General features: G+C 62.9%; 21 protein-coding genes. 9 read left to right on the top strand and 12 right to left on the bottom strand.

What is annotated here, in order from left to right:
* Positions 1 to 34: 34 nt before the first annotated feature.
* From H7R73_RS09275 to dapB, 5 genes are all read right to left on the bottom strand, one after another.
* Entirely contained in the window at positions 35 to 940 is a 906-nt protein-coding gene (locus tag H7R73_RS09275) for a GGDEF domain-containing protein (protein ID WP_103260343.1), read from the bottom strand.
* Positions 941 to 1,184: 244 nt separating this feature from the next.
* Positions 1,185 to 2,843, bottom strand: coding sequence for a 2-isopropylmalate synthase (gene leuA, locus H7R73_RS09270; protein ID WP_103260344.1), 1,659 nt, complete (start codon positions 2,841 to 2,843; stop codon positions 1,185 to 1,187).
* Positions 2,844 to 3,346: 503 nt separating this feature from the next.
* On the bottom strand, positions 3,347 to 6,571 hold the full coding sequence (carB, locus tag H7R73_RS09265) for a carbamoyl-phosphate synthase large subunit (RefSeq protein WP_103260345.1): 3,225 nt from the start codon (positions 6,569 to 6,571) through the stop codon (positions 3,347 to 3,349).
* 16 nt (positions 6,572 to 6,587) lie between these two features.
* Positions 6,588 to 7,724: a glutamine-hydrolyzing carbamoyl-phosphate synthase small subunit gene (gene carA / locus H7R73_RS09260; RefSeq protein ID WP_103260346.1), complete on the bottom strand. Its 1,137-nt coding sequence runs from the start codon at positions 7,722 to 7,724 to the stop codon at positions 6,588 to 6,590.
* Between the two features lie 659 nt (positions 7,725 to 8,383).
* Positions 8,384 to 9,196 carry a 4-hydroxy-tetrahydrodipicolinate reductase gene (gene dapB / locus H7R73_RS09255; protein WP_103261152.1) on the bottom strand — a complete coding sequence of 271 codons (813 nt, stop codon included), beginning with the start codon at positions 9,194 to 9,196 and terminating at the stop codon, positions 8,384 to 8,386.
* 316 nt (positions 9,197 to 9,512) lie between these two features.
* On the opposite strand from dapB, the gene H7R73_RS09250 reads away from it, so the two are divergent.
* The 4 genes from H7R73_RS09250 to serA all read left to right on the top strand — a co-directional run bounded on the left by H7R73_RS09250 (position 9,513) and on the right by serA (position 13,855).
* Positions 9,513 to 10,859: a Na+/H+ antiporter NhaC family protein gene (locus H7R73_RS09250; RefSeq protein ID WP_039040381.1), complete on the top strand. Its 1,347-nt coding sequence runs from the start codon at positions 9,513 to 9,515 to the stop codon at positions 10,857 to 10,859.
* Between the two features lie 104 nt (positions 10,860 to 10,963).
* Positions 10,964 to 11,560, top strand: a complete 597-nt coding sequence (locus H7R73_RS09245) for a 5-formyltetrahydrofolate cyclo-ligase (RefSeq protein WP_103260347.1) — start codon at positions 10,964 to 10,966, stop codon at positions 11,558 to 11,560.
* 143 nt (positions 11,561 to 11,703) lie between these two features.
* On the top strand, positions 11,704 to 12,357 hold the full coding sequence (rpiA, locus tag H7R73_RS09240) for a ribose-5-phosphate isomerase RpiA (RefSeq protein ID WP_103260348.1): 654 nt from the start codon (positions 11,704 to 11,706) through the stop codon (positions 12,355 to 12,357).
* A gap of 265 nt (positions 12,358 to 12,622) precedes the next feature.
* Entirely contained in the window at positions 12,623 to 13,855 is a 1,233-nt protein-coding gene (gene serA / locus H7R73_RS09235; RefSeq protein WP_039040384.1) for a phosphoglycerate dehydrogenase, read from the top strand.
* A gap of 78 nt (positions 13,856 to 13,933) precedes the next feature.
* Here the strand turns inward: serA and H7R73_RS09230 are convergent, their stop codons facing one another.
* Positions 13,934 to 14,314: a diacylglycerol kinase gene (locus H7R73_RS09230; RefSeq protein ID WP_041213103.1), complete on the bottom strand. Its 381-nt coding sequence runs from the start codon at positions 14,312 to 14,314 to the stop codon at positions 13,934 to 13,936.
* 141 nt (positions 14,315 to 14,455) lie between these two features.
* Between H7R73_RS09230 and H7R73_RS09225 the strand changes: the two genes are divergently transcribed.
* The gene (locus H7R73_RS09225) at positions 14,456 to 15,520 is read left to right on the top strand and encodes a 3-deoxy-7-phosphoheptulonate synthase (protein WP_103260349.1); all 1,065 of its coding nucleotides are present in this window, start codon (positions 14,456 to 14,458) and stop codon (positions 15,518 to 15,520) included.
* 211 nt (positions 15,521 to 15,731) lie between these two features.
* On the opposite strand, the gene H7R73_RS09220 is transcribed toward H7R73_RS09225, so the two are convergent.
* The 3 genes from H7R73_RS09220 to H7R73_RS09210 form a co-directional block, all read right to left on the bottom strand.
* Complete coding sequence (locus H7R73_RS09220; RefSeq protein ID WP_103260350.1) at positions 15,732 to 16,505, bottom strand: ATP-binding cassette domain-containing protein; 774 nt, start codon at positions 16,503 to 16,505, stop codon at positions 15,732 to 15,734.
* A complete protein-coding gene (btuC, locus tag H7R73_RS09215) occupies positions 16,492 to 17,499 on the bottom strand; it encodes a vitamin B12 ABC transporter permease BtuC (RefSeq protein WP_103260351.1) in 1,008 nt (335 codons plus the stop codon). Before btuC ends, H7R73_RS09220 begins: the two co-directional genes overlap by 14 nt.
* Positions 17,500 to 17,574: 75 nt before the next feature.
* Entirely contained in the window at positions 17,575 to 18,306 is a 732-nt protein-coding gene (locus H7R73_RS09210) for a substrate-binding periplasmic protein (RefSeq protein WP_039041212.1), read from the bottom strand.
* Positions 18,307 to 18,418: 112 nt separating this feature from the next.
* On the opposite strand from H7R73_RS09210, the gene H7R73_RS09205 reads away from it, so the two are divergent.
* Together H7R73_RS09205 and tapW are read left to right on the top strand one after the other, a co-directional pair.
* Positions 18,419 to 18,775: a DMT family protein gene (locus tag H7R73_RS09205; RefSeq protein ID WP_010675200.1), complete on the top strand. Its 357-nt coding sequence runs from the start codon at positions 18,419 to 18,421 to the stop codon at positions 18,773 to 18,775.
* Positions 18,776 to 18,831: 56 nt separating this feature from the next.
* The gene (tapW, locus tag H7R73_RS09200; protein WP_029314740.1) at positions 18,832 to 19,968 is read left to right on the top strand and encodes a type IVa pilus ATPase TapW; all 1,137 of its coding nucleotides are present in this window, start codon (positions 18,832 to 18,834) and stop codon (positions 19,966 to 19,968) included.
* 60 nt (positions 19,969 to 20,028) lie between these two features.
* Here the strand turns inward: tapW and H7R73_RS09195 are convergent, their stop codons facing one another.
* The 3 genes from H7R73_RS09195 to H7R73_RS09185 are packed head-to-tail and all read right to left on the bottom strand — an operon-like array spanning position 20,029 to position 22,812.
* Positions 20,029 to 20,271, bottom strand: coding sequence for a FeoC-like transcriptional regulator (locus H7R73_RS09195; protein WP_010675202.1), 243 nt, complete (start codon positions 20,269 to 20,271; stop codon positions 20,029 to 20,031).
* 46 nt (positions 20,272 to 20,317) lie between these two features.
* Positions 20,318 to 22,588: a Fe(2+) transporter permease subunit FeoB gene (feoB, locus tag H7R73_RS09190; protein ID WP_103260352.1), complete on the bottom strand. Its 2,271-nt coding sequence runs from the start codon at positions 22,586 to 22,588 to the stop codon at positions 20,318 to 20,320.
* Complete coding sequence (locus H7R73_RS09185; protein ID WP_010675204.1) at positions 22,585 to 22,812, bottom strand: FeoA family protein; 228 nt, start codon at positions 22,810 to 22,812, stop codon at positions 22,585 to 22,587. Before H7R73_RS09185 ends, feoB begins: the two co-directional genes overlap by 4 nt.
* A gap of 119 nt (positions 22,813 to 22,931) precedes the next feature.
* Between H7R73_RS09185 and H7R73_RS09180 the strand changes: the two genes are divergently transcribed.
* The gene (locus H7R73_RS09180; protein ID WP_042864056.1) at positions 22,932 to 23,261 is read left to right on the top strand and encodes a translation initiation factor; all 330 of its coding nucleotides are present in this window, start codon (positions 22,932 to 22,934) and stop codon (positions 23,259 to 23,261) included.
* 253 nt (positions 23,262 to 23,514) lie between these two features.
* On the top strand, positions 23,515 to 24,072 hold the full coding sequence (locus H7R73_RS09175) for a TMEM165/GDT1 family protein (protein WP_103260353.1): 558 nt from the start codon (positions 23,515 to 23,517) through the stop codon (positions 24,070 to 24,072).
* The last annotated feature ends 7 nt before the right edge of the window (positions 24,073 to 24,079 follow it).

The following is a 24,079-nucleotide window of genomic DNA, read 5'->3' as shown; positions in this document are numbered from 1 at the left end:
GCTGGCCCGCTGGCTGCGGCATCCCCTGGCGCCATCACGCCAGCTCCACCCGGTTTCGTCCCAGATGCTTGGCCTGATAGAGGGCGAGATCGGTGCGCTGCAGCAGGGCATCCCCCCCCTCCCCGCTCTGGCTGATGCCCAGGGCAAGGCTCACGGTGAATCTTACCCCGTCACCTGAGACCAGCTCTTCGGTCGCGCACCTTATCTGCTCCGCCAGCGCACGGGCCTTGTCGCCCGTCATGCCGGGCAGCCAGATGGCAAACTCCTCTCCCCCAAGGCGTGCCACCACCCCATCCAATGGGCAGAGCTGGCGCAGCAGGGTGCTGAATTCACGCAGTACATTGTCGCCGATGGCGTGGCCATAGCGATCGTTGATCAGCTTGAAGTGATCGAGATCCAGCAGCAGGAGCGGCGTCCCCTCCTCTCCGTGCGCCTCCAGCACGGCGCGAAACGCCCGGCGATTGGAGAGCCCGGTCAGCTCGTCTGACATGGCGAGGGAGGAGAGCCGCATCTGGGTGCCATACATCTGCTGCACCATCAGCAGCACACCCCAGGCCGAGGCCAGCATGCCGATCGTGCGCAGGCTGTCTTCCACCGTGGAGAGCCACCAGGGCTGGAAATAGGCCTCATCCATCAGATCGATGACGCCGGAAACGAGCCAGAGGGTCAGCCCGCCGGTGAGGGAGAGATAGGTTCTCAAGGTGATCTGGGCACACTGCACCACCCAGAACATGAACAGCAGGGTCAGCACGTTGAGCGCTTCGGCCAGAGCCCCGACGGTATAGAGGTTGTGCTCTGCCAGGGGATCAAAGCTGACCCCGGCCAGGATCCCCGTCAGCAGCAGCAGACAGGGCAGGCTCACCAGCGCGAGACGACGGCAGGGAGGAAGCGAGAAGAACCGGGCGGGGTGAACGGATAACCTGAGGGGAGTCTTCATCATGTTTTGGGCTCCAAGCGCGCATGTCTTCTATCCCGAATGGCAGCCGTTGGCTGCCATCGCCAGCGAACCCCGACGGCATTCCTGGTGGCAAATCACTGATATTGTGGGCCGATTTTTCCATAAAAAACAATCCCCTCACCATATGGGTCAGGGGATTGTTGCAACGGGGACGGCGCGATCTGCCGTGACATCGGGGCGGGCGGCCCTTCCCTGCTCGCCCTCACGGCAAGCGGGCAGTGCCGCCTCAGGCGCTCTGGCGCAGGGCCTGATGCTGGGCGGCGCCGTTGATCACCGCCTGCAGGGAGGCGTTGACCACGTCGCGACCGACGGCGACGCCACACATCCGGGTGCCCTCGACGCTCAGCAGCACATAAGCGGCGGCGCGGGATTCGGTGCCGGCGGTGAGCGCATGCTCGGAGTAATCCAGCACATCGATGTGCATGCCGGTCTGACGCTGCCAGCCGTTGACCAGGGCGGTGATGGCACCCTCCCCTTCACCGCACAATTGCAGGGTGCCGTGGGGGGTCTGCAACTCCAGGCGCAGGCTCTCCTGACTGTCATGACCGAGCTGGAAGCGCCCGATGCGATAGCCGTGGGCCGGCTCGAGATAGTGCTGCTCGAACAGGGTGCGGATCTGCTCCGGGCTGATTTCGCTGCTGCTCGCCTCAGCCTCGGCTTGAACCCGGCGGCTGAAGTCGATTTGCAGCCAGCGCGGCAGTTGCAGACCGAGGTCACGCTCCAGCAGATAGGCCACCCCTCCCTTGCCGGACTGGCTGTTGATGCGGATCACCGCCTCGTAGCTGCGACCGAGATCGGCAGGATCGATGGGCAGGTAAGCCACGTCCCAGTAGTGATCCGGTTTTTCTGCCGCGAGAGACTTGCGGATGGCGTCCTGGTGGCTGCCGGAAAACGCCGTGTAGACCAGCTCGCCGGCATAGGGGTGGCGCGGGTGCAGGGCAATCTGGGTGCAGGCCCCCACGGTGGCGACGATGGCATCCATGTCCGCCAGGTTGAGTTCGGGATCGATCCCCTGGCTGTAGAGGTTCATGGCCATGGTGACGATGTCCATGTTGCCGGTACGCTCCCCGTTGCCGAGCAGGGTGCCCTCGATGCGATCCGCCCCCGCCAGCACTGCCAGCTCGGCGGCGGCCACCCCACAGCCTCTGTCGTTGTGGGTGTGGATGGAGATGCTCACCTCGGGTCGCGCCTTGAGGTGTCGGCAGAACCACTCCACCTGATCCGCAAACACATTGGGGGTGCTCACCTCCACCGTGGCGGGGAGGTTCAGGATCATCGGGCGGGCAGCGGCGCGCCACTCGTCGATGACGGCGTCACACACCTCGACGGCGAACTCCACCTCGGTACTGCTGAAACTCTCCGGGGAATACTGGAAACTCCACTCGGTGCCCGGATTGCGGGCCGCATACTCCCGCACCCAGCGCGCCCCCTGCACGGCGATGGCCTTGACCCCGTCCTTGCCTGAGTTGAACACATAGTTGCGCTGGGTCGGGTTGACCGAGTTGTAGACGTGGACGATGGCCCGCTTCGCCCCCTTGAGGGCCTCGAAGGTGCGGGCGATCAGATCTTCCCGGGCCTGCACCAGCACCTGGATGGTGACGTCATCGGGGATGAGGTTGCGCTCGATGAGTTCGCGCACAAAATCGAAGTCGGGCTGGGAGGCCGCCGGGAAACCCACCTCGATGTGCTTGAAGCCGATGTGGGTCATCAGCGCCCACATTTGCAGCTTCTGGGCCACCGTCATGGGCTCGACCAGCGCCTGGTTGCCATCGCGCAGGTCCACGGCGCACCAGAGCGGTGCCCGCTCCAGTACCCGGTTGGGCCACTGGCGATCCGCCAGGTTGATCACGGGGGCACGGCGGTATTTGCGATGATCGAAGCTCATATTCAGATTCCCTTGACGGATGGGCGAGGCGCCGGACGACCGGGCCGACAGGCGGGTGGGGCAAGGAGGGGAAGCGGGTTGGTGCGGTAACACCGTCCCTGACGAGTCGCGCGGCGGTAACCCCGCGACCGGTTTTCCTGCGGCCCCCGTCGGTCACCGGGGCCGGCCACGGCAGCCGGATCGGGCTGCGGGCGCTGATCCTCTCGCACGCCACCTTTTGGTGTGTCGGCGCAGACGACCTTGTTTGTATGAGCACCCAGTATAGGGAGGTCGTGGGGGCGAGAGATTGCGAAGATTGCACCCCATCATGCCAATTCAGCAATATTGATGCAGTGAAAGTTCATTCATGGGGTGAGTATCACCACCCATGATGAATTATTCGCCATCTCACCCATCTTCCTTGAAGGCGTTTCCCCGGAAGTGGCAGGGCGCAGGCAATAAAAAACCCCGCCATCGCTGGCGGGGTTTGCATGCATCGAGCGGGCAGCGTGCTGCCGGAGCTCTTAGCGGTTGTTCACCTTCTCATGCAGCTCCTGCACTGAGTTCACATTGGCGGTGGCATCAACACTGATGGCCATGCAGGTGGCGAAGGCCGCGTGCAGCGTGGTGGTGTAAGCCACCTTGTGCTGCAGGGCGCCACGGCGCAGCTGCTTGGAGTCCTCGATGGCCTGACGACCCTCGGCGGTGTTGACGATGTAGGTGTACTCGCCATTCTTGATGCGATCCAGAATGTGCGGACGACCCTCGTGCACCTTGTTGACCAGACGCGGGTTGATGCTCGCCTCGCCCAAGGTCACGGCGGTCCCGTGGGTGGCGTCGAGGTCATAACCCAGCTCCAGCAGCTTGGCGGCCAGGTTGACCACCCGCTCCTTGTCGCCGTGGCGCACGGACAAGAGGGCGCGACCTTCGCTCGGTACCTGGTGACCGGCACCCAGCTGCGCCTTGGCATAGGCCTCGGCGAAGCTGCTGCCCACTCCCATGACTTCACCGGTGGAGCGCATTTCCGGCCCCAGCAGCGGGTCCACACCCGGGAACTTGGCGAACGGCAGTACCACTTCCTTCACCGAGTAGTAGGGCGGGATGATCTCGGTGGTAAAGCCCTGTTCTTTCAGGCTCTGACCGGCCATGACGCGGGCGGCGATCTTCGCCAGCGGGGCACCGGTGGCCTTGGAGACAAACGGCACGGTACGGGCGGCACGGGGGTTCACCTCGATGAGGTAAATCTCGTTGTCTTTCACCGCGAACTGCACGTTCATCAAGCCCACCACACCGAGTTCCAGCGCCAGCTTGCGCACCTGCTCGCGCATCTCGTCCTGGATGGACTTGGACAGGGTGTAGGGCGGCAGGGAGCAGGCGGAGTCACCGGAGTGGATACCGGCCTGTTCGATGTGCTCCATGATGCCGCCGATAACCACATCGGTACCGTCGCAGATGGCGTCCACGTCCACCTCGGTGGCGTCGTCCAGGAAGCGGTCCAGTAGTACCGGCGACTCGTTGGAGACGCTCACTGCCTCGGCGAAGTAGCGGCGCAGGTCCTGCTCGTCATAGACGATTTCCATGGCGCGGCCACCCAGCACGTAGGAGGGGCGAACCACCAGCGGGTAGGTGATGCGCGTGGCCAGTTGCACGGCCTGCTCCAGGGCGGTGACGGTGCCGTTTTCCGGCTGCTTGAGCCCCAGGCGCTCGACGGCGGACTGGAAGCGCTCGCGGTCTTCCGCGCGGTCGATGGCATCCGGGCTGGTCCCGATGACCGGCACGCCGTTCGCTTCCAATGCCCGCGCCAGTTTCAGCGGAGTCTGGCCGCCGTACTGGACGATGACGCCCTTGGGCTGCTCGACCCGCACGATTTCCAGCACGTCTTCCAGGGTCACCGGCTCGAAGTAGAGACGGTCGGAAGTGTCGTAGTCGGTGGAGACGGTCTCAGGGTTGCAGTTGACCATGATGGTCTCGTAACCGTCTTCGCGCAGGGCCAGGGCCGCGTGTACGCAGCAATAGTCGAACTCGATGCCCTGACCGATACGGTTCGGGCCGCCACCGATGACCATGATCTTGTCGCGGTTGGTGGGGTTGGCCTCGCACTCTTCGTCGTAGCTGGAGTACATGTAGGCAGTGTTGGTGGCGAACTCGGCCGCGCAGGTGTCGACCCGCTTGTAGACCGGGAAGATGTTGTGGCGGGCACGCAATTTACGCACTTCCCCTTCGGCCACGCCGAGGATCTTGGCCAGGCGGGCGTCGGCAAAGCCCTTGCGCTTGAGGGCGCGCAGGAAGTCGGCGTCGAGACCGGCCATGCCGCGCTCTTTCACCTGCTCTTCCAGTTTCACCAGCTCTTCAATCTGCACCAGGAACCAGGGGTCAATCTTGGTCAGCTTGAACACGCCGTCCATGGAAAGGCCGGCGCGGAAGGCGTCGGCGATGTAGAAGATGCGCTCGGCACCGGCATCCTGCAGCTCGTGACGGATGCGGGTCAGGGAGTCGGGGGCGTTCAGGTCAACCATGGGGTCGAAGCCGGTCTTGCCGGTCTCGAGACCACGCAGGGCCTTGTGCAGGGACTCCTGGAAGTTACGGCCGATGGCCATTACTTCGCCGACGGACTTCATCTGGGTGGTCAGACGGTCGTTGGCACCGGCGAACTTCTCGAAGTTGAAGCGCGGCACCTTGGTCACCACGTAGTCGATGGCCGGCTCGAAGGAGGCCGGGGTACGACCACCGGTGATGTCGTTCATCAGCTCGTCCAGGGTGTAACCGATGGCGAGCTTGGCGGCGATCTTGGCGATGGGGAAGCCGGTCGCCTTGGAGGCCAGCGCAGAGGAGCGCGACACCCGCGGGTTCATCTCGATGATGACCATGCGGCCGTCTTTGGGGTTGATGCCGAACTGGACGTTGGAGCCGCCGGTCTCGACACCGATCTCGCGCAGCACCGCCATGGAGGCGTTGCGCATGATCTGGTACTCCTTGTCGGTCAGCGTCTGGGCTGGCGCGACCGTGATGGAGTCACCGGTGTGGATGCCCATGGGGTCGAAGTTTTCGATGGCGCAGACGATGATGCAGTTGTCGTTGCGATCCCTCACCACTTCCATCTCGTACTCTTTCCAGCCGATGAGCGACTCATCGATGAGCAGCTCCTTGGTCGGGGAGAGATCCAGACCGCGCTCGCAGATCTCCACGAACTCTTCGGTGTTGTAGGCGATGCCGCCGCCCGAGCCACCCATGGTAAAGGAAGGACGGATGATGCAGGGGAAGCCGACCATCTGCTGCACACCCCAGGCCTCTTCCATGTTGTGGGCGATGCCGGCACGGGGGCACTCGAGACCGATACTGCGCATCGCCTTGTCAAAGCGGGAGCGATCCTCGGCCTTGTCGATGGCGTCGGCGGTGGCGCCGATCATCTCGACACCGAACTCCTTGAGCACGCCATGCTGCTCCAGCGCCAGGGCGCAGTTCAGCGCAGTCTGACCACCCATGGTGGGCAGGATGGCGTCCGGGCGCTCTTTCTTGATGATCTCGCGCACCACTTCCCAGGTGATGGGCTCGATGTAGGTGGCGTCGGCCATCTCCGGGTCGGTCATGATGGTGGCCGGGTTGGAGTTCACCAGGATGACGCGGTAGCCCTCTTCTTTCAGGGCCTTGCACGCCTGGGCGCCGGAGTAGTCGAATTCGCAGGCCTGACCGATGACGATGGGGCCGGCGCCGAGGATCAGGATGCTCTGTAGGTCGTTACGTTTTGGCATGGCTCTCTTTATCCTCTTAGGCGCGATACTGCTTAATCAATTCAATAAAGTGGTCGAACAGACCGGCACAATCGTGCGGGCCCGGGCTCGCTTCGGGGTGACCCTGGAAGCTGAAGGCCGGACGGTCGGTGCGATGGATGCCCTGGAGCGACCCATCGAACAGGGAGACGTGGGTGGCACGCAGGCACTCGGGCAGGGTCTGCTCGTCCACCGCAAAGCCGTGGTTCTGGGCGGTGATCATCACGGTGTTGTCGTCCAGACTCTTCACCGGGTGGTTGGCACCGTGGTGGCCGAACTTCATCTTGATGGTCTTGGCGCCGGAGGCCAGGCCCAGCAACTGGTGGCCCAGGCAGATACCGAACACCGGGGTGCTGGTATTGAGGAAAGCCTTGATAGCTTCGATGGCGTAGTCGCACGGCTCGGGGTCGCCGGGGCCGTTGGAGAGGAAGATGCCATCCGGGTTCATCGCCAGTACCTCGGCGGCCGGGGTCTTGGCCGGCACCACGGTCAGGCGGCAGCCACGGTCCACCAGCATGCGCAGGATGTTGCGCTTCACGCCGAAGTCGTAGGCCACCACGTGGTATTTCAGCTCATCGGCCGCCGGGGTGACGTGACCCTTGCCGAGCTGCCAGCTGCCTTCAGTCCAGCTGTAGGATTCGCTCACGGTCACTTCCTTGGCCAGGTCCATCCCCTTCAAACCGGGGAAGGCGCGGGCCTGGCTCAGGGCATGGGCCTCGTCGAGCTGCTTGCCAGCCAGGATGCAACCGGCCTGGGCACCTTTCTCGCGCAGGATGCGGGTCAGCTTGCGGGTGTCGATGTCGGCGATGCCAACGATGTTGTGGGACTTGAGGTAATCGGAGAGGGATTGCTGATTGCGGAAGTTGGAGGCCAGTATCGGAAGGTCCCGGATGATGAGGCCCTGAGCATGGACCTGACTGGACTCTTCATCTTCGCTGTTGGTGCCGGTGTTGCCTATATGGGGGTAAGTGAGGGTAACGATCTGACGGGAATAAGAGGGATCAGTGAGGATTTCCTGATAACCCGTCATCGACGTGTTGAAAACCACTTCACCAACGGAACATCCCTCGGCGCCTATCGACACGCCTTTGAACACAGTTCCATCTTCCAGCACTAGCAATGCAGTGTGATTCAAGACAACCTCCAGTTATTTAGCTTTAAATTCAGCAATTTACCTGGGTGTTGCGGGTCCGGACGCTGTTTGAAACAGGGTTCAAACCCGGCAGATTTCTGGCAAATTGGGCGCATTCTACTTAAAAACGATCTCATTTCAACGTCTTTTCTCGTCTGAAATGCATCTAAATTCAATAAACAAGCAACATTACCCATTATCTATGCACTCACTCGCTTTGCAACCCCCTCTTCAAAAAGAAAAGCCAAACACAGACCACAAAGCGGCACCCGATGCCATGCAACGTACAAAAATCCAAATTTACCACTTAATAAACAGCAAGATAGAAAATTAAAAAACAAACAACACAACAGCAAAAACACCATTTGAAGCCAGAAAAATGAACCACAAGAATGGAAAACGTTTTTCTTGTATTGCATTTTTAGTCTGTTTCACATCAGGGAAAAATGCCTCCCACAGGGGAATATTGAGACCCAAACCCGTTACCCCTTGATGACATTTTTGTCGCAAGAGGGTGGCAGGCTTGTAAGAATGGCAGGATTTAGCGAGGTTCACTCAAAAAGTGATGATTAAGGCTCATTTCTACAAAAAAGTGACAAAAAACCCCGGCGGACCGGGGTTTGGCAACCAGTACGGGAGTCTGCACTCCCCCTGAAGACGGTTTATTTCAGACCGAGCACATCCTGCATGTCATAGAGACCGGCCCCTTGCTGGCCGAGCCACTTGCCCGCCCGCACTGCACCGTTGGCGAAGGTCAGACGGCTGGAAGCCTTGTGGCTGATCTCGACCCGCTCGCCGATGTCGGCGAACATGACGGTGTGCTCCCCCACCAGATCTCCGGCGCGGATGGTGGCAAAGCCGATGGTGTTGCGATCCCGTTCACCGGTGATCCCCTCACGGCCATAGACGGCGCACTCTTTGAGATCCCGGCCCAGGGTTTTCGCCACCACTTCTCCCATGGAGAGCGCGGTGCCGGACGGAGCATCCACCTTGTGTCTGTGGTGCCCCTCGATGATCTCGATGTCGGTGTACTCCCCCATCACCCTGGCCGCCTGCTCCAGCAGCTTGAACACCAGGTTGACCCCGACCGAGTAGTTGGAGGCGAAGACGATGCCGATCTGCTTGCCCGCCTCGTGCAGGGCCACCTTGCCCGCCTCGTCAAAGCCGGTGGTGCCGATCACCATCTGCTTGCCATGCGCCAGTGCAAAGGCGAGGTTCGCCAGGGTCACCTCGGGGCGGGTGAAGTCGATGATGAGATCGAATTCGTCCTTCACCTTCTCCAGACTGTCGCTGATGATGACGCCAAGGCGCCCCAGGCCGTTGAGTTCACCCGCATCCAGACCGATCACGGCAGAGCCCGGTCGTTCCAGCGCCGCTCCCACCACCACGCCCTCGGCGTTGGCGATAGCCTCCAGCAGCACCTTGCCCATACGACCATTACAGCCCATCACGGCCACACGGATCGGATTGTCCATCTCCACCCTCTCATCTCTTTATTATGGAAAGAGACCGTTTTACCAGCCCGCGTCCCCTTTGAAAAGCCCGATCTGGCCCGCCAAACCACCCCGACATTTAAACGATAAATTCATTAAAAACAGAATAAATAACGGAATAACCAGACAAGTCAGAATCACGAAGCAAAAAGCCCTATCCATCTGGACGGCTATCTTGACCCGGGCGGGCCGACTCACTACTGTTGGCCCCCCATGGTGGCAGGATGCCCGCCCTGTGCCCGCCCTGGAGGCGCCACAGGCAACGACAGGAGGTCATTGTTCAAGTTTCGAGGAACACATGATCCAGACCCAACCCCGTGCCAGAGCCCTGCTGCCCCTTCTGGTCTTTCTTGCCCTCTTCATCGGTACCGGTACCTGGCTGACCCTGCAGGGGGTCGAGTTCGCCTTCTACCAGCTCCCCGCCCCCGTTGCCGCCCTGCCTGCCGTCATGCTGGCCCTGCTGATGGGACGCGAGGGGTTCAACAAGAACCTCGAGACCTTCTTCAAGGGGGTGGGCGAGAGCAACATCATGGCAATGTGCCTCATCTATTTGCTGGCGGGCGCCTTCGCCACCGTGGCCAAGGCCACCGGCGGGGTGGATGCCACGGTCGCCCTCGGCCTCTCCCTCATTCCGGGCTGGTGCCTGCTGCCGGGGCTCTTCCTCATCTCTGCCTTCATTGCCACCGCCATGGGTACCTCCATGGGCACCATCGGCGCCGTGGCACCGGTGGCGCTGGGCGTCGCCCAGGCCGCCGGCATCGATCCGATGCTGATGGCGGGGACCATCCTCTCCGGCGCCATGTTCGGGGACAACCTCTCCATCATCTCAGACACCACCATCGCTGCCACCCGCAGCCAGGGCTGCGAGATGAAGGACAAGTTTCGCGAGAACATCAAGATTGCCGCCCCCGCCGCCGTGCTGGTGATCCTGCTCTATCTGGTGCTGGGCTCCACCGGTGAAGCGCCGGCCCCCACCGCCGAGGCGGACTTGCTCAAGGTCGCCCCCTATCTGCTGATCCTGGTGCTGGCCCTCTCTGGCATGAACGTCTTCATGGTACTGGGGCTCGGCATCCTGGCGGCCGGTGGCGTGGGGCTGCTTGGCAGCTACTCTCTCGGCCAGTTCAGCAAGGACATCTATCAGGGCTTTACCAGCATGCAGGAGATCTTCCTGCTCTCCATGCTCATCGGCGGTCTGGGTGCCCTGATGGAACGCCAGGGGGGGCTCGCATGGATAAGTGAGCGCATCGCCGCCCTGATTGCCCGCTTCACCCGCCACCACGATGGCGAGCAGAACGAAAAGGCGGCCGAGCTCGGCATCGCCGGCGTGGTGAGCCTCACCAACCTGTGCACCGCCAACAACACCGTGGCCATCATAGTCGCGAGCAAGGTAGCCAGGGATCTGGCGGACCATCACGGGGTCACCCCACGCCGCGCCGCCTCCATGCTGGACATCTTCTCCTGCGTGGTACAGGGGCTCATCCCCTGGGGCGCCCAGGCGCTGCTGCTGGGTTCCATCTTCGCCCTCTCGCCGATCCTGGTCGTGAGCATGAGCTTCTACCCCATGGCGCTGGCCCTGGCCGCCATCGTGGCCGTCTTCCTCAAGCACCAGATGGGGGCAGTGGCTCCCGCCCCCCACCGTTCCTGACGCCCGACCTCAGGGGCCGCCCGGCTGGCGGCCCCGCCATCGGCTTTTCATCCCGTCGGCCCCTTGCTAAGGTAGCGCCAGCCCACCTTTGCCCAGGAGTCCCCATGCCGGATACCCAACCCGAACGCCAGAACCTGCGCCAGCTCATTCGCCAGCGCAGAAAAAGCCTGAGCCAGGCCGAGCAGCAGGCGGCGGCCCAGCAGCTGGTCGAGCGCTTCCAGGAACACCCCGGCATCCTCGCGGCCAGACGCATCGCCCTCTATCTGGCCAACGACGGGGAGCTCGATTCCCTGCCCGCCATCCACTGGCTGTGGGCCCGGCAGAAGGAGGTCTACCTGCCGGTGCGGCACCCCTTCACCCCGGGTCACCTGCTCTTCTTGCGCTACACCGCCACCACCCCCATGACCCGCAACCGCTACGGCATCGCCGAGCCCGAGCTCGACGTGCAGCAGGTGCTGCCCCACAGCATGCTGGACATCATCTGCACCCCGCTGGTGGCCTTCGATGAGGCTGGCAACCGCCTCGGCATGGGGGGCGGCTACTACGATCGCACCCTCGCCTGCTGGCATGAGCACCAGCTCGGCCCAAGACCCCTGGGGCTCGCCCACGACTGCCAGCAGGTGGATGCCGTCCCCCGGGAGCAGTGGGACGTGCCGCTCCCCCAGATCATCACCCCCAGCCGCTGCTGGCACTTTGCCTGATGAGGTGGGGGCGCCCCCTTCGGTTCAATAAACAGGCAAACGATTTACATCTTGGGGATTTTTGCGCCGGAACGTGAGCACCATGGTCGCTCTGGGGGGGATGCTTGGATATAATGCGCCCGCTTTTTCCATAAGGATCCATCATGACTCAAGATGAAATGAAGAAGGCGGCCGGTTGGGCTGCGCTCAAATACGTGGTACCCGGCACCATCGTCGGGGTGGGCACCGGCTCTACCGTCAATCACTTCATCGACGCACTGGCGACCATGAAAGACCAGATCAAGGGCGCGGTGTCGAGCTCCATCGCCTCCACCGAGCGCCTCAAGGGTCTCGGCATCCCGGTGTTTGACCTCAACGACATCAATGCCCTCTCCGTCTACGTGGATGGTGCCGACGAGATCAACGCCAGCCGCGACATGATCAAGGGGGGCGGCGCCGCCCTGACCCGCGAGAAGATCGTCGCCGCCGTGGCCGACCAGTTCATCTGCATCATCGACAACACCAAGACCGTCGACGTGCTGGGCACCTTCCCCCTGCCGGTGGAAGTGATCCCCATGGCCCGCGAATACGTGGCCCGCGAGATCCGCGCCCTTGGCGGCAACCCGGTGTGGCGTGAAGGGGTGGTGACCGACAACGGCAACATCATCCTGGACGTCAAGGGCATGGCCATCACCGATGCCAAGGCTCTGGAAACCCGCCTCAACAGCATCGTGGGCGTGGTCACCAACGGCCTGTTCGCCCATCGTGGCGCCGACGTTGTGCTGATCGGCACCCCCGAGGGCGTGATCACCAACTAAGGCCTGCTCCCCGGACCTCCCCCTCCGGGCAAGCCCCTGCCCGGGTCAGTCAATCTGACTGCCCCAAATGGACAACGGCGCCTCATGGCGCCGTTTCTGGTTATCCCTCAATGGCTTGTAGCAGCACATCTGCAACAATCGTTGATAACTTCAAAGAATTTGACTTTCGTCACAAATATTCCCTCTCCCAAACGTTTTTGCTACTTTACGGTTTTCTTCACACTGCAAGCCTGAACGCATTTTTCAAAACAATAGAGGGAACGTCATGACAGCCAAGTTTTCGCTGGACAAGGATAAGATCAAGGTACTGCTGCTGGAGGGAGTCCATCCCAACACGGTGGAGACCTTTCGGGCAGCCGGCTACACCAATGTGGAATATCTGAAGACGTCCCTGTCGGAAGAGGAGTTGATCGAGCGCATTCGTGACGTGCATTTCGTGGGCCTGCGTTCACGCACCCAGATCACCGAGAAGGTGCTGGATGCCGCCACCAAGCTGGTGGCCATCGGCTGCTTCTGCATCGGCACCAACCAGGTCTCCCTCGACGCCGCCCACGTGCGCGGCATCCCCGTCTTCAACGCCCCCTTCTCCAACACCCGCTCCGTGGCCGAACTGGTACTGGGGGAGATCCTGCTGCTGCTGCGCGGCATTCCCGAGAAGAACGCCAAGTGCCATCGCGGCGTCTGGGAGAAGCTGGCCAACCGCAGCGTCGAAGCCCGCGGCAAGAAGCTCGGCATCATCGGCTACGGCCACATCGGCACCCAGCTTGGCATCATCGCCGAGATGATCGGCATGAAGGTCTACTACTACGACATCGAGAACAAGCTCTCCCTTGGCAACGCCATCCAGGTGCCGAACCTGGTGGAGCTGCTCAACATGTCTGACGTCATCAGCCTGCACGTACCGGAAACCGCCTCCACCAAGGATCTCATCGGTGCAGAGCAACTGCGCATGATGAAACCGGGCGCCATCTTCATCAACGCCTCCCGCGGCACCGTGGTGGACATCGACGCCCTGGCCGACGTCATCAAGAGCGGCCACCTCTCCGGCGCCGCCATCGACGTCTTCCCGGTGGAGCCCAAGTCCAACGACGAGGAGTTCCTCACCCCGTTGCGCGGCCTGGACAACGTGATCCTGACCCCCCACATCGGCGGCTCCACCCAGGAAGCCCAGGAGAACATCGGTCTGGAAGTGGCCAACAAGCTGGTCAAATACTCCGACAACGGCTCCACCCTCTCCGCGGTCAACTTCCCGGAAGTCTCCCTGCCCGGCCACAAGGGCTCCAGCCGCCTGCTGCACATTCACCGCAACCAGCCCGGCGTGATGAACCAGATCAACCAGATCTTCGCCGACGAGGGGATCAACATCGCCGGTCAATACCTGCAGACCAGCAGCGAGATCGGTTACGTGGTCATCGACGTCGAAACCGAGCACAGCGAGAAGGCCCTGGCCCGTCTCAAAGAGATCAATGGCACCATCCGTGCCCGGATCCTGCACTGATAAGCCCTTATCTGCGCAGCAAAAAGCCCGTCGTGATGACGGGCTTTTTTATGTCAGAAGAAAGGTTGCTCTCGCAACCTACCACCAGCCCAGCAGGTTGCGGCCCACCAGGGCGCCCCACACCAGGGCATTGAGGGCCAGGGCGATGAAAACGGCAGCGGAGCCCAGATCCTTGGCGCGGCCCGAGAGTTCGTGATGCTCGGAGCCGATGCGATCCACCACCGCCTCCACGGCGGAGTTGAGCACCTCAACGATCACCACCAGCCAGCTGATGCAGACGAGCAGCAGGATCTCGTTGAGGGAGTCACCTATCCAGAATGCCAGCGGCATCAGCAGCAGGATGAGCACCAGCTCCTGACGGAAGGCGGCCTCGTTGATCCAGGCCGATTTGAGACCTTTCATGCTGTAACCGGTTGCGTTGATGATGCGGGTGATCCCGGTCGCGCCTGGCTTTGCCACGATAACTACCTCATTTGAAATGGCTTTTGGGTTCACATCCTATCAGAGCCGCCCAAGGTTTCCATCGGGTGACTTTTGCTTTATTTTATTCCCTTGCATTTTGGCATCCCGCCCACCTTATCCACTCGAGAATTGAGTCGTATGTCCATTCACACCGATGAATTGCGCACCCGTCGCCTGGAGTCCCTGATCACCCCCAGCGAGCTGGCGCACGCCTTCCCGTTAACCGACACCATCGCCCAGAACCTGCTGGATGCCCGCCGCCAAGTGGAAGCCATTCTGTCCGGTGAAGATCAGCGCCTGCTGGTCATCGTCGGCCCCTGCTCCATCCACGATCCCGCCGCCGCCCACGAATACGCCCTGCGTCTGAACACCCTGCGTGATGAGTACAAAGAGAGCCTGTGCATCGTGATGCGCACCTACTTCGAAAAGCCGCGCACCATCGTTGGCTGGAAGGGGCTCATCAATGATCCGCGCCTGGACGGCAGTTTCGACGTCAATGAAGGGCTGAAACTGGCCCGCAAGCTGCTGGTGGACATCAACGAGACCGGCATGCCCACCGCCACCGAGTTCCTGGACATGGTGACCGGCCAGTACATCAGCGATCTCATCACCTGGGGCGCCATCGGCGCGCGCACCACCGAGTCCCAGGTTCACCGGGAGATGGCCTCCGCCCTCTCCTGTCCGGTGGGGTTCAAGAACGGCACCGACGGCAACACCCGCATCGCCATCGATGCGGTGCGCGCCGCCCGTCACAGCCACATCTTCTACTCCCCGGACAAGGACGGCAAGATGACCATCTACCGCACCGCCGGCAACCCCTACGGCCACGTGATCCTGCGCGGCGGCCACCGTCCCAACTACGACACCGCCAGCATCGACGAGGCGTGCGAGGCTCTGGCCCAGGTGGGCCTGCCGGAGCGCCTGGTAGTGGACTTCAGCCACGGCAACAGCATGAAGGATCACCGCCGCCAACTGCTGGTGGCCCAGGATATCTGCGATCAGCTGCGCCGCGGCCGCACCGGCATCGCCGGCATCATGGCCGAGAGCTTCCTGGTGGAAGGGCGTCAGGACGTGGAGAACGGCTGTGCCGCCACCTTCGGCCAGAGCATCACCGATGCCTGTCTGTCGTGGAGTGACACCGAAACCCTGCTGGCCATGCTGGCAGAAGCCGCCCAGGTGCGGCTGAACAAGCAGAAAGCCTGAGCAACCGCTCAACGCTCCATCTACCAATGAAAAGAGTCAGGCATCACAGATGCCTGGCTCTTTTCATTTCCACAGTGATTCACTCGCCCCCTTGGCTTCACTCAGCCTCTGCAGGTTTTCAATGCTGTATCCGTAGTCGACGGAGCGGCTCCCTTCTCCCGCTTGTTTCAAAAGAATGGGAGAAGGGCTGGGGATGAGGGGGAAGCCCGCCTCACAGGCTGGGCATAAACCAGGTGCGGCCAGCCGCCTCGATACGATCGGTACGGATCTGGAACACCCGCTCCAGCAGCGCCTCGTCGATGATCCCGACGCCCCCTTCCCCCACCACGCGGCCCTGTTGCAGGCAGAGCACGCGATCCGCCCAGTCGATGGCCAGATTGATGTCGTGGATGGCCACCACCACCAGCAATCCCTGCGCGGCCAGTTGCTTGAGCAGCCGCAGCAGCGCCATCTGGTGATGCAGATCCAGCCCCGCCAGGGGTTCATCCAGCAGCAGCACCCGCCCGGTCGGATTGAGGCTTGGCCACAGTTGCAGCAGGGTGCGGGCGATCAGCACCCGCTGCTGCTCCCCCCCGGACAAGCGGCTGAAGTCCCGTGCCAGCAGAGGCGCCAGTTCCAGGGCGTCGCACACATCCGCTACCGCCTGCGCCTGGGCATCGGGGCCCCCCTCCTCCAGCCCCAGGCTCAGCACCTGGAACACCGGGATGTGGAACAGCTGGGGCTGGCGCTGGGGCAGCATGGCGCGCCGCGTTGCAAGCTCGGGCCAGCTCAGGGTCGTGATGGCCTCTCCTCCCAGCAAGACGGCGCCATCGGCGGGCAGCAGGCCCGCCAGGGCCCCGAGCAGGGAGGACTTGCCGCTGCCGTTGGGGCCGAGCAGGGCCACCAGCTGACCGCCGGGCCAGGCCAGATCCAGGGGGGCGAGGCGATGGGGGATGGCCAGGGCGCGGGCCTCCAGCCGCCAGGGGGCGGGATCAGCGGGACACATCGGCATCTTGCCTCAGCAGCAGATAGATAAAGAGCGGGGCGCCCACCGAGGCGGTGATAACCCCGATGGGCAGTTCACCGGCGTGCAGCGCCGAGCGGGCCACCAGATCGGCCCCGAGCAGCAGGGCGCCGCCCCCCAGCGCCGAGGCGGGCAGCAGGAAGCGCTGATCGCTGCCACCGCACAGGCGCAGCAGGTGAGGCACCACCAGGCCGACGAAGCCGATGACGCCGCACAGGGAGACCGCCACCCCGGTGAGCAGGCAGACCGCCAGCACCAGGCGTACCCGCATGCTGTCCACGTTCAGCCCCATGAGGCGGGCCTGGATCTCCCCCAGCAGCAGTTGTTGCAGTGCCCGCCCCTGCCAGCAGAGCCAGCCGAGGGTGAGGGGCAGCACCAGCCACCACCAGGCGAGCTGCTGGCTGCCGTAGGCGAGACTCCCCATCATCCAGAACATGAATTCCCGCAAGGCACCGTCGTCGGCGAAATACATCAGCCAGGTCATGGCCGCATTGGTGAGGATGCCGATGGCGACCCCGAACAGCAGCAGCCGCCCATGGCCGAGCCGTGCCCGGCGTGCGAGACGGATGAGCAGCATGGTCACCACCAGGGCGCCGCCAAAGGCCGCCAGCGACAGCCCCCAGCCCGGCAGATAGAGCCCGAGCCCCTTGGCCACCGCCATCGCCACCATGGCGGCCAGCCCAGCGCCGCTCGAGACGCCGAGCAGGCCGGGTTCCGCCACCGGGTTGTGCAGCATCACCTGGAGCACGGCACCGCCGCAGGCAAGGGAGGCCCCCGCCAGCAGGGCCAGCAGGGCGCGCGGCAGGCGCAGCTCCAGCAAGATACGCAGCTCCAGATCCCCCAGCGGCTGCCAGGGCAGCAGCACGAACTCCCCGAGGGCGAGGGAGAGCAGGAACAGGGCCAGGGTCAGCAGCGACAGCAGGAGCAGCCAACGGCGCTGCCAGCGCTGCTGGCGACGGATGAGAGCGAGATACACGGGATCCCCAAGAAGCGAGGCCCGCCGGGGGGCAGGCAGGAAAGCTGCATGATAACAGCGCGTTACCACCCAAGGTCAAGGCTGGTAGGGCTTGGCCAGCGCCGCTATCTCGCCGCTCTCCACCATGGCTTGCAACGCCTGCGCCAGCTTGGGGCCCAGCTCATGGTGGGGTGAGTGCTTGCTCATCCCGAGGTAGAGCACCACCGGGTTGGGGGGCTGGAAGGGCGCCTTGACGAGGCCGGCGTCGTTGCGCTGGCTCAGGGCGTAATCCACCTGGCAGTCGGTCCCTATCATCAGGGGCAGGTGACCCCGCTCCACCATGCGCTGCAACTGGTCTTCGGTGGGGACCCCGTGCTTGTCGAGCTGGGTGTCGCCATCGAAGGGGGGGAAGTAGGCGGAGTTGAGCACATAGCCTATCTCGCGGCCCCGCAGATCCTCGTAGCGCCTGAGGCCGGCCACGGCGGCGGGCTTGCCATAGAAGGCAGGCCGGCACTGGTAATAGGACGGCTGCAGGTAGTCGATGAAGGCGGCCCGCTCCTCAGTGTGAGCCAGCCCTATCATCAGATCCGCCTGACCGGTCTGCATCTGTTTAAGTGCCCGTCCCCAGGGCACCCGTTTGAGGGTGAGCACAATGCCGCTGCGTGCCTGCAACTGGCGCAGAATGTCGATATCCAGCCCCTGGAAGTCGTCGTTCTCTGCCAGCATGCGAAACGGCGGCCAGACATCGGTGGCCACCGTCAGGGTCGGCGCACCTTGCGCCCAGCAGGCAAACAACAGACAAAGCGCACCCCAGCTTGTCTTGCCCATCCAGCTTTCGCCTTCTTTTGTTACATCCTTGTGAGCTAAAAATACCCTCAAGCACCACTTATGAAAACCCATGGAGTCGAGATAAAATGCATTGATTTAAAAGGAGAACCTAATGAACCCCATCATGACCAGTATCGGCCTGCTCATCTGCAGCAACGTCTTCATGACGTTTGCCTGGTACGCCCATCTCAAGAGCATGAATCACAAACCCTGGATCATCGCCGCCCTGGTGAGCTGGGGGATAGCCCTGTTCGAATACCTGTTGCAGGTGCCCGCCAACCGCATCGGCCACACCGTGCTCTCCGTCGGCCAGCTCAAGATCCTGCAGGAGGTGATCACCCTCACCGTGTTCGTTCCCTTCTCCATCTTCTATCTGAAAGAAGATCTGAAGTGGGACTACCTCTGGGCGGGTCTGTGCATCCTGGGCGCGGTCTTTTTTGTGTTCCGCGAAAAACTGACCGGCGCCTGAGGCTGTACACTCAAGCCATTCATCATCCCCCAGCCCTTTGAGCGACGAGGCCCCTCATGGAATTGAGAGACATGCTGCAGATCCTGGCCAAACAGGACGGTTCCGATCTCTATCTCTCCACCGGCGCCCCCCCCTGCGCCAAGTTCAACGGCGCCCTGCGCCCCCTCACCCAGGAGCCTCTGGGGCCGGGCGAGGTGGCCCGCATCGCCTACGACATCATGGATCTCGAGCAGAAACAGCAGTTCGAGAAAGAGCTGGAGATGAACCTCGCCATCTCCCTGCCCCAGATAGGCCGTTTTCGGGTCAACATCTTCAAGCAGCGCAATGAAGTCTCCCTGGTGGCGCGCAACATCAAGACCGAGATCCCCCGCTTCGAGGATCTCAAACTCCCCCCGGTACTCCTCGACACCATCATGGAGAAGCGGGGTCTGGTGCTCTTCGTCGGCGGCACGGGGTCCGGCAAGTCCACGTCGCTCGCGGCCCTCATCGATCATCGCAACCGCAACAGCGGCGGCCACATCATCACCATCGAGGATCCGGTGGAGTTCGTCCATCGCCACCAGAAGAGCATCATCAACCAGCGGGAGGTGGGGGTGGATACCCGCAGCTTCCACGCGGCCCTGAAGAACACCCTGCGCCAGGCGCCGGACGTCATCCTCATCGGTGAAATCCGCGATCGGGAGACCATGGAGCATGCCCTCGCCTTCTCGGAGACCGGGCATCTGGCCATCTCCACCCTGCACGCCAACAACGCCAACCAGGCGTTGGATCGCATCATCAACTTCTTCCCGGAAGAGCGCAGACCCCAACTGCTCAACGACCTTGGCAACAACCTCAAGGCCTTTGTCTCCCAGCGGCTGGTGAAGACCACGGACGGCGGGCGCCGGGCGGCGGTGGAGGTGATGCTCGGAACCCACACGGTGCGCGATCTCATCAAGCGCGGCGAGTTTGGCGGCCTCAAGGAGATCATGGAAAAATCCAGGGCCCTTGGCATGGTGACCTTCGACAGCACTCTGTTCGATCTGGTGGTCGAGGGGGTGATCGACGAGGAGGAGGCGGTGAAGAACGCGGACTCCCAGAACAACCTGCGCCTCAAGATCAAACTCTGGCGGGAGAAGGGCCAGATTGGCAACAGCGCGGCGGCGAGCGGCTGGAGCCTGGAGCCCACCAAGGACGAGGGCGACCTCTTCTGAGACGGGCCCGGCGGCCACGAAAAAGGAACCCTCGGGTTCCCTTTTGCATATGGGCAGGCGTCAGCCCTTCTGGATCAGCCCTATCTGGCCGGGCTCGCACCACTCGAACGTCACCTCTTCGTGCTTGCCGCAGCAGGAGCCGCCACACAGGCGGCTCTCCCGCTTGGCGACGCGCCCCTTGCGCATCCAGACCCCGAGCATGGCCTCTACCGCATCCTCGGAGGTGTGAAAGTGGCGGGCCAGCGCCCGCCGGCTCACCTTCTTGTGAAGGGCCAGATAGTCCCCCAGTTCACGCAGGATCACAGAATACCCTCCCTCTCGGCGCACTCGCCCCTGACCATGAGCCCCTTCACAGGGTCACCACCTTGCGGGCGACGATGTCGCCGTGACGACGCCCCAGCCACCAGAGCAGCACCAGGGAGAGCAGATAGCTCAGGCTCCAGACCAGGCTCTGCGCCGGGTGGGCGGCGAAGGTCGCCAGTTGATAGAAGAGGGTGGCGCACAGGAAGGCGACGTAGTTGCACCAGGCGGCGGTGAACAGGGCCCACTGGCGACCGGTCTCTCGCACCAGAGCCCCCATGGCGGCGGCGCAGGGCATGTAGAGCAGCACGAACAGCAGGTAGGCGAAGGCCCCGGCCACGCCGTCGAAGTGGGTCTGCATGTTGCCGTAGGTGGAGGTGTCCACCTCCTGGGCCTCGGCTGCCGCCTGCTTGTCCTCCAGATCCCCCACCTTGATCCCCATGGGATCGGCGGGGTCGATGTCCGCCAGGTTGGCGGGAATGGTGGCCAGCGCCGCTTTCAGGCTGCCCAGCAGGGAGTATTCACTCTCCTCCTCATCACCGGCGCCGCCGGCGTAGAGGCTGTTGAGGGTAGCGACCACCGCCTCCTTGGCAAAGATGCCGGTGAGGATGCCCACCGTGGCCTGCCAGTTGTCGTCCCGCACGCCTATGGGATGCAGCACCGGGGTCACGGACTGGCTCAGCTTGCTCAGCACCGAGTTCTCCTGATCCTGGTTGCCGAAGCTGCCGTCGGTGCCGAGGGAGTTGAGCACGCTCAGCACCGCCACCATCAGGACGATGGTCTTGCCCGCGCCGAAGATGAAGCCCTTGAGTTTCTGCCAGGTGCGCAGCCCCACGTCCACCGGACGGGGCCACTCGTAATCGGGCATCTCCATCACCATGGAGTCGCTCTTGCCCGGCAGCAGAGTGCTGCGCAGGAAGAGGCCGGTGAGCACCGCCACCAGGATGCCGAACAGATAGAGACCGAACACCAGGTTCTGCCCCGACTCGGGGAAGAAGGCCACCGCGAACAGGGCGTAGACCGGCAGACGGGCACCGCAGGACATGAAGGGCGCCATGGCCGAGGTCATCAGCCGCTCGCGCTCCGACCCCAGGGTCCGGGTTGCCATCACCGCGGGCACGGTGCAGCCAAAGCCCATCAGCATGGGGACGAAGGCCTTGCCGGGCAGGCCGAGGCGACGCATCAGGGCATCCACCACGAAGGCGGCACGGGCCAGATAGCCGGAGCTCTCCAGCACCGCGAGGAAGAGAAAGAGGCAGCCCACCACGGGGATGAAGGTCGCCACCGTCTGCAAACCGGCACCCACGCCGTCCGCGAGCACGGCTCCCAGCCAATCGGGGGCACTCATCAGCCCCAGCAGGTGGTGCACCCCGTCCACGAAGAGGGCCCCCCCGAGGATGTCGAAGAAGTCGATGAAGGCGCTGCCCACCTTGATGGCGAACATGAACATCAGGTACATCACCAGCAGGAAGAAGGGGATGCCCACCCAGCGGTTGAGCAGCACCCTGTCCAGCCGTTCGCTCTGGGCGACCGTGAGCTTGTCCTGATGGCGGCACGCCTGCTGGCACCAGTGGTGGATATGGCCGTAGCGCAAATCAGCGAGTTGCAGGTCGATGTCCTGGGCGTGGTGGGCGCGGCTCACCACGTTGTCGGCCGCCGCCTGCTGCCCCGCCGCCAGGGTCTCCTGCATGGCGATGTCTTCCTCCAGCAGGCGCAGGGCGCGGCCACGGCGATGCAGATGATGGGGGGCGAGCAGGGTCTCCAGCTCGGCGATGTCCCCCTCGAGGGGCTGACCGTAGTCGAGCACGAGGGCGGGCTGGGACTGACCGATAAACTGATGGATCCCCTCTTTGAAGGCCGCTACCTGCTGGCGATTGTGGGCCGAGAGCGACACCACGGGGCACCCCAGCGCCTTGGCGAGCAAGGCCTCGTCGATGGTGATGCGCCGCTTTTGCAGCAGATCCATCTTGTTGAGCACCACCACCATGGGCAGCCCCAGCTCCCGCAGTTGCAGGGTGAGGTAGAGGGAGCGCTCCAGGTTGGCGGCATCGATGACGTTGAGCAGCAGATCCGGCTGCTGGCGCTGGACGAAGCGGCTGGCGATCTGCTCGTCCAGGCTCGCCTCCTGGTTGGCCAGGGCATAGATGCCGGGCAGGTCCACCAGGGTGTATTCCTGCCCGCGGGCAGCAAAGGCCCCCATCTTCTTGTCGACGGTGACCCCGCTCCAGTTCCCCACCTGCTGGCGGGAGCCGGTCAGGGCGTTGAACAGGGAGGTCTTGCCGCTGTTGGGATTGCCCACTGTGACCAGGTTGTAGCTCATACCGGCTCCACCTCGATTTGCTGGGCCAGACTCCGCTGCATGGAGAGGCAGATGCCCTGGCACTGGATCTGGAGCGGGTCCCCCAGGGGGGCGGCCCGCAGATAGAGGATCTCGGTCTGGGGCAGCAGCCCCATCACCATCAACTTGCGCCGCAAGGCGCGGCCAAGGTGGTTCATGTGCGTGATGCGAGCGCTCTGTCCCGGCGACAGCTCTGTGAGTACCATGACGGGCTCCTGAAGTTAAACAAGAATAATTCGCTTTTAATGGGGGGATTATAAGCTGTGCCCTCAACATTTATTTGCGTAAAATCAAACTCCGCTTAGCTAACCGACAAAGTATTGCCATGAGTCACGACAACAACAGCCGCCTGGTCTACAGCACGGACGGCGGCATGATCAAGGAATCCGCCCCTGCCCAGCACGCCTCCCCCTTCCCCGCCGACGGGGTCGTGCGCATCCGCCGCGAGACCAAGGGACGCAAGGGGGCCGGGGTCATCAGCATCCACGGCGTTCCCGCCGACCAGCAGAAGGCCCTCGCCACCCTGCTCAAGAAGAAGTGCGGTACCGGCGGCGGTCTCAAGGAGGGGGTCATCGAGATCCAGGGGGACAAACGGGACCTTATCAAGGCCGAACTGGAGAAGGCCGGCTTTCAGGTCAAACTGGTGGGGGGATAATTCCCCATCCCGCGCCTTGCCTCACCGGGGGTTTTTCCCTAGAATGCCCGCTCCCATCGAGGGGGAGTAGTCTCGCCACGGACCCGTTTCGTGCGCGATCCTGATCAACATACTTGGTGCCAACTCACCATGGTCAGGGTGATCCGGGCAATGCCGGATTTGACAAGACCTTTGACGGGCCAGTGCCAAAACCGGGGACGGATGGCGCAGGCTTGTCTTTGGTTTATAACAATTCCGTCCCCCGGTCATTTTTATGGAAGCCTTGTTAACCTCCACCATCAGCGTTGCCATCGCCGAGATTGGCGACAAGACACAGCTGCTGGCCCTGTTGCTCATCTGTCGTTTTCGCAAACCCTGGCCCATCATCGCCGGCATGCTGGCTGCCACCCTGCTCAACCACGCAGGGGCCGCCTGGATAGGGGAATTCATCAGTCGCTGGATGGATCCCAAGGTGATGACCTGGCTGGTCGCTGGCGCCTTCATCGCCATGGCCGCCTGGATCCTGGTGCCGGACAAGATGGACGATGAAGAGAGTTCCCTGGACAAGTACGGCCCCTTCATGGCCACCTTCGTGCTCTTCTTCGTCGCCGAGATCGGTGACAAGACCCAGATAGCCACCGTGCTGCTGGCAGCCAAATACGACTCCCTGATCCAGGTGATTACCGGTACCACCCTCGGCATGATGCTGGCCAACGTGCCCGTGGTGCTGCTCGGCAAGCTCGGGGCCGACAAGCTCCCCCTCAAGGGGATCCGCATTGCCTGTGCCATCCTCTTTGCGGGGCTTGGCATCTCCACCCTGATCTTCGCCTGACCTCCAT

It is taken from the genome of Aeromonas sp. WP2-W18-CRE-05 (assembly GCF_014168615.1).
Taxonomy (GTDB): Bacteria; Pseudomonadota; Gammaproteobacteria; order Enterobacterales; family Aeromonadaceae; genus Aeromonas; species Aeromonas caviae.
The sequence above is the reverse complement of the archived record's forward strand: the minus strand, read 5'-3'. Positions and strand labels throughout refer to the sequence as shown.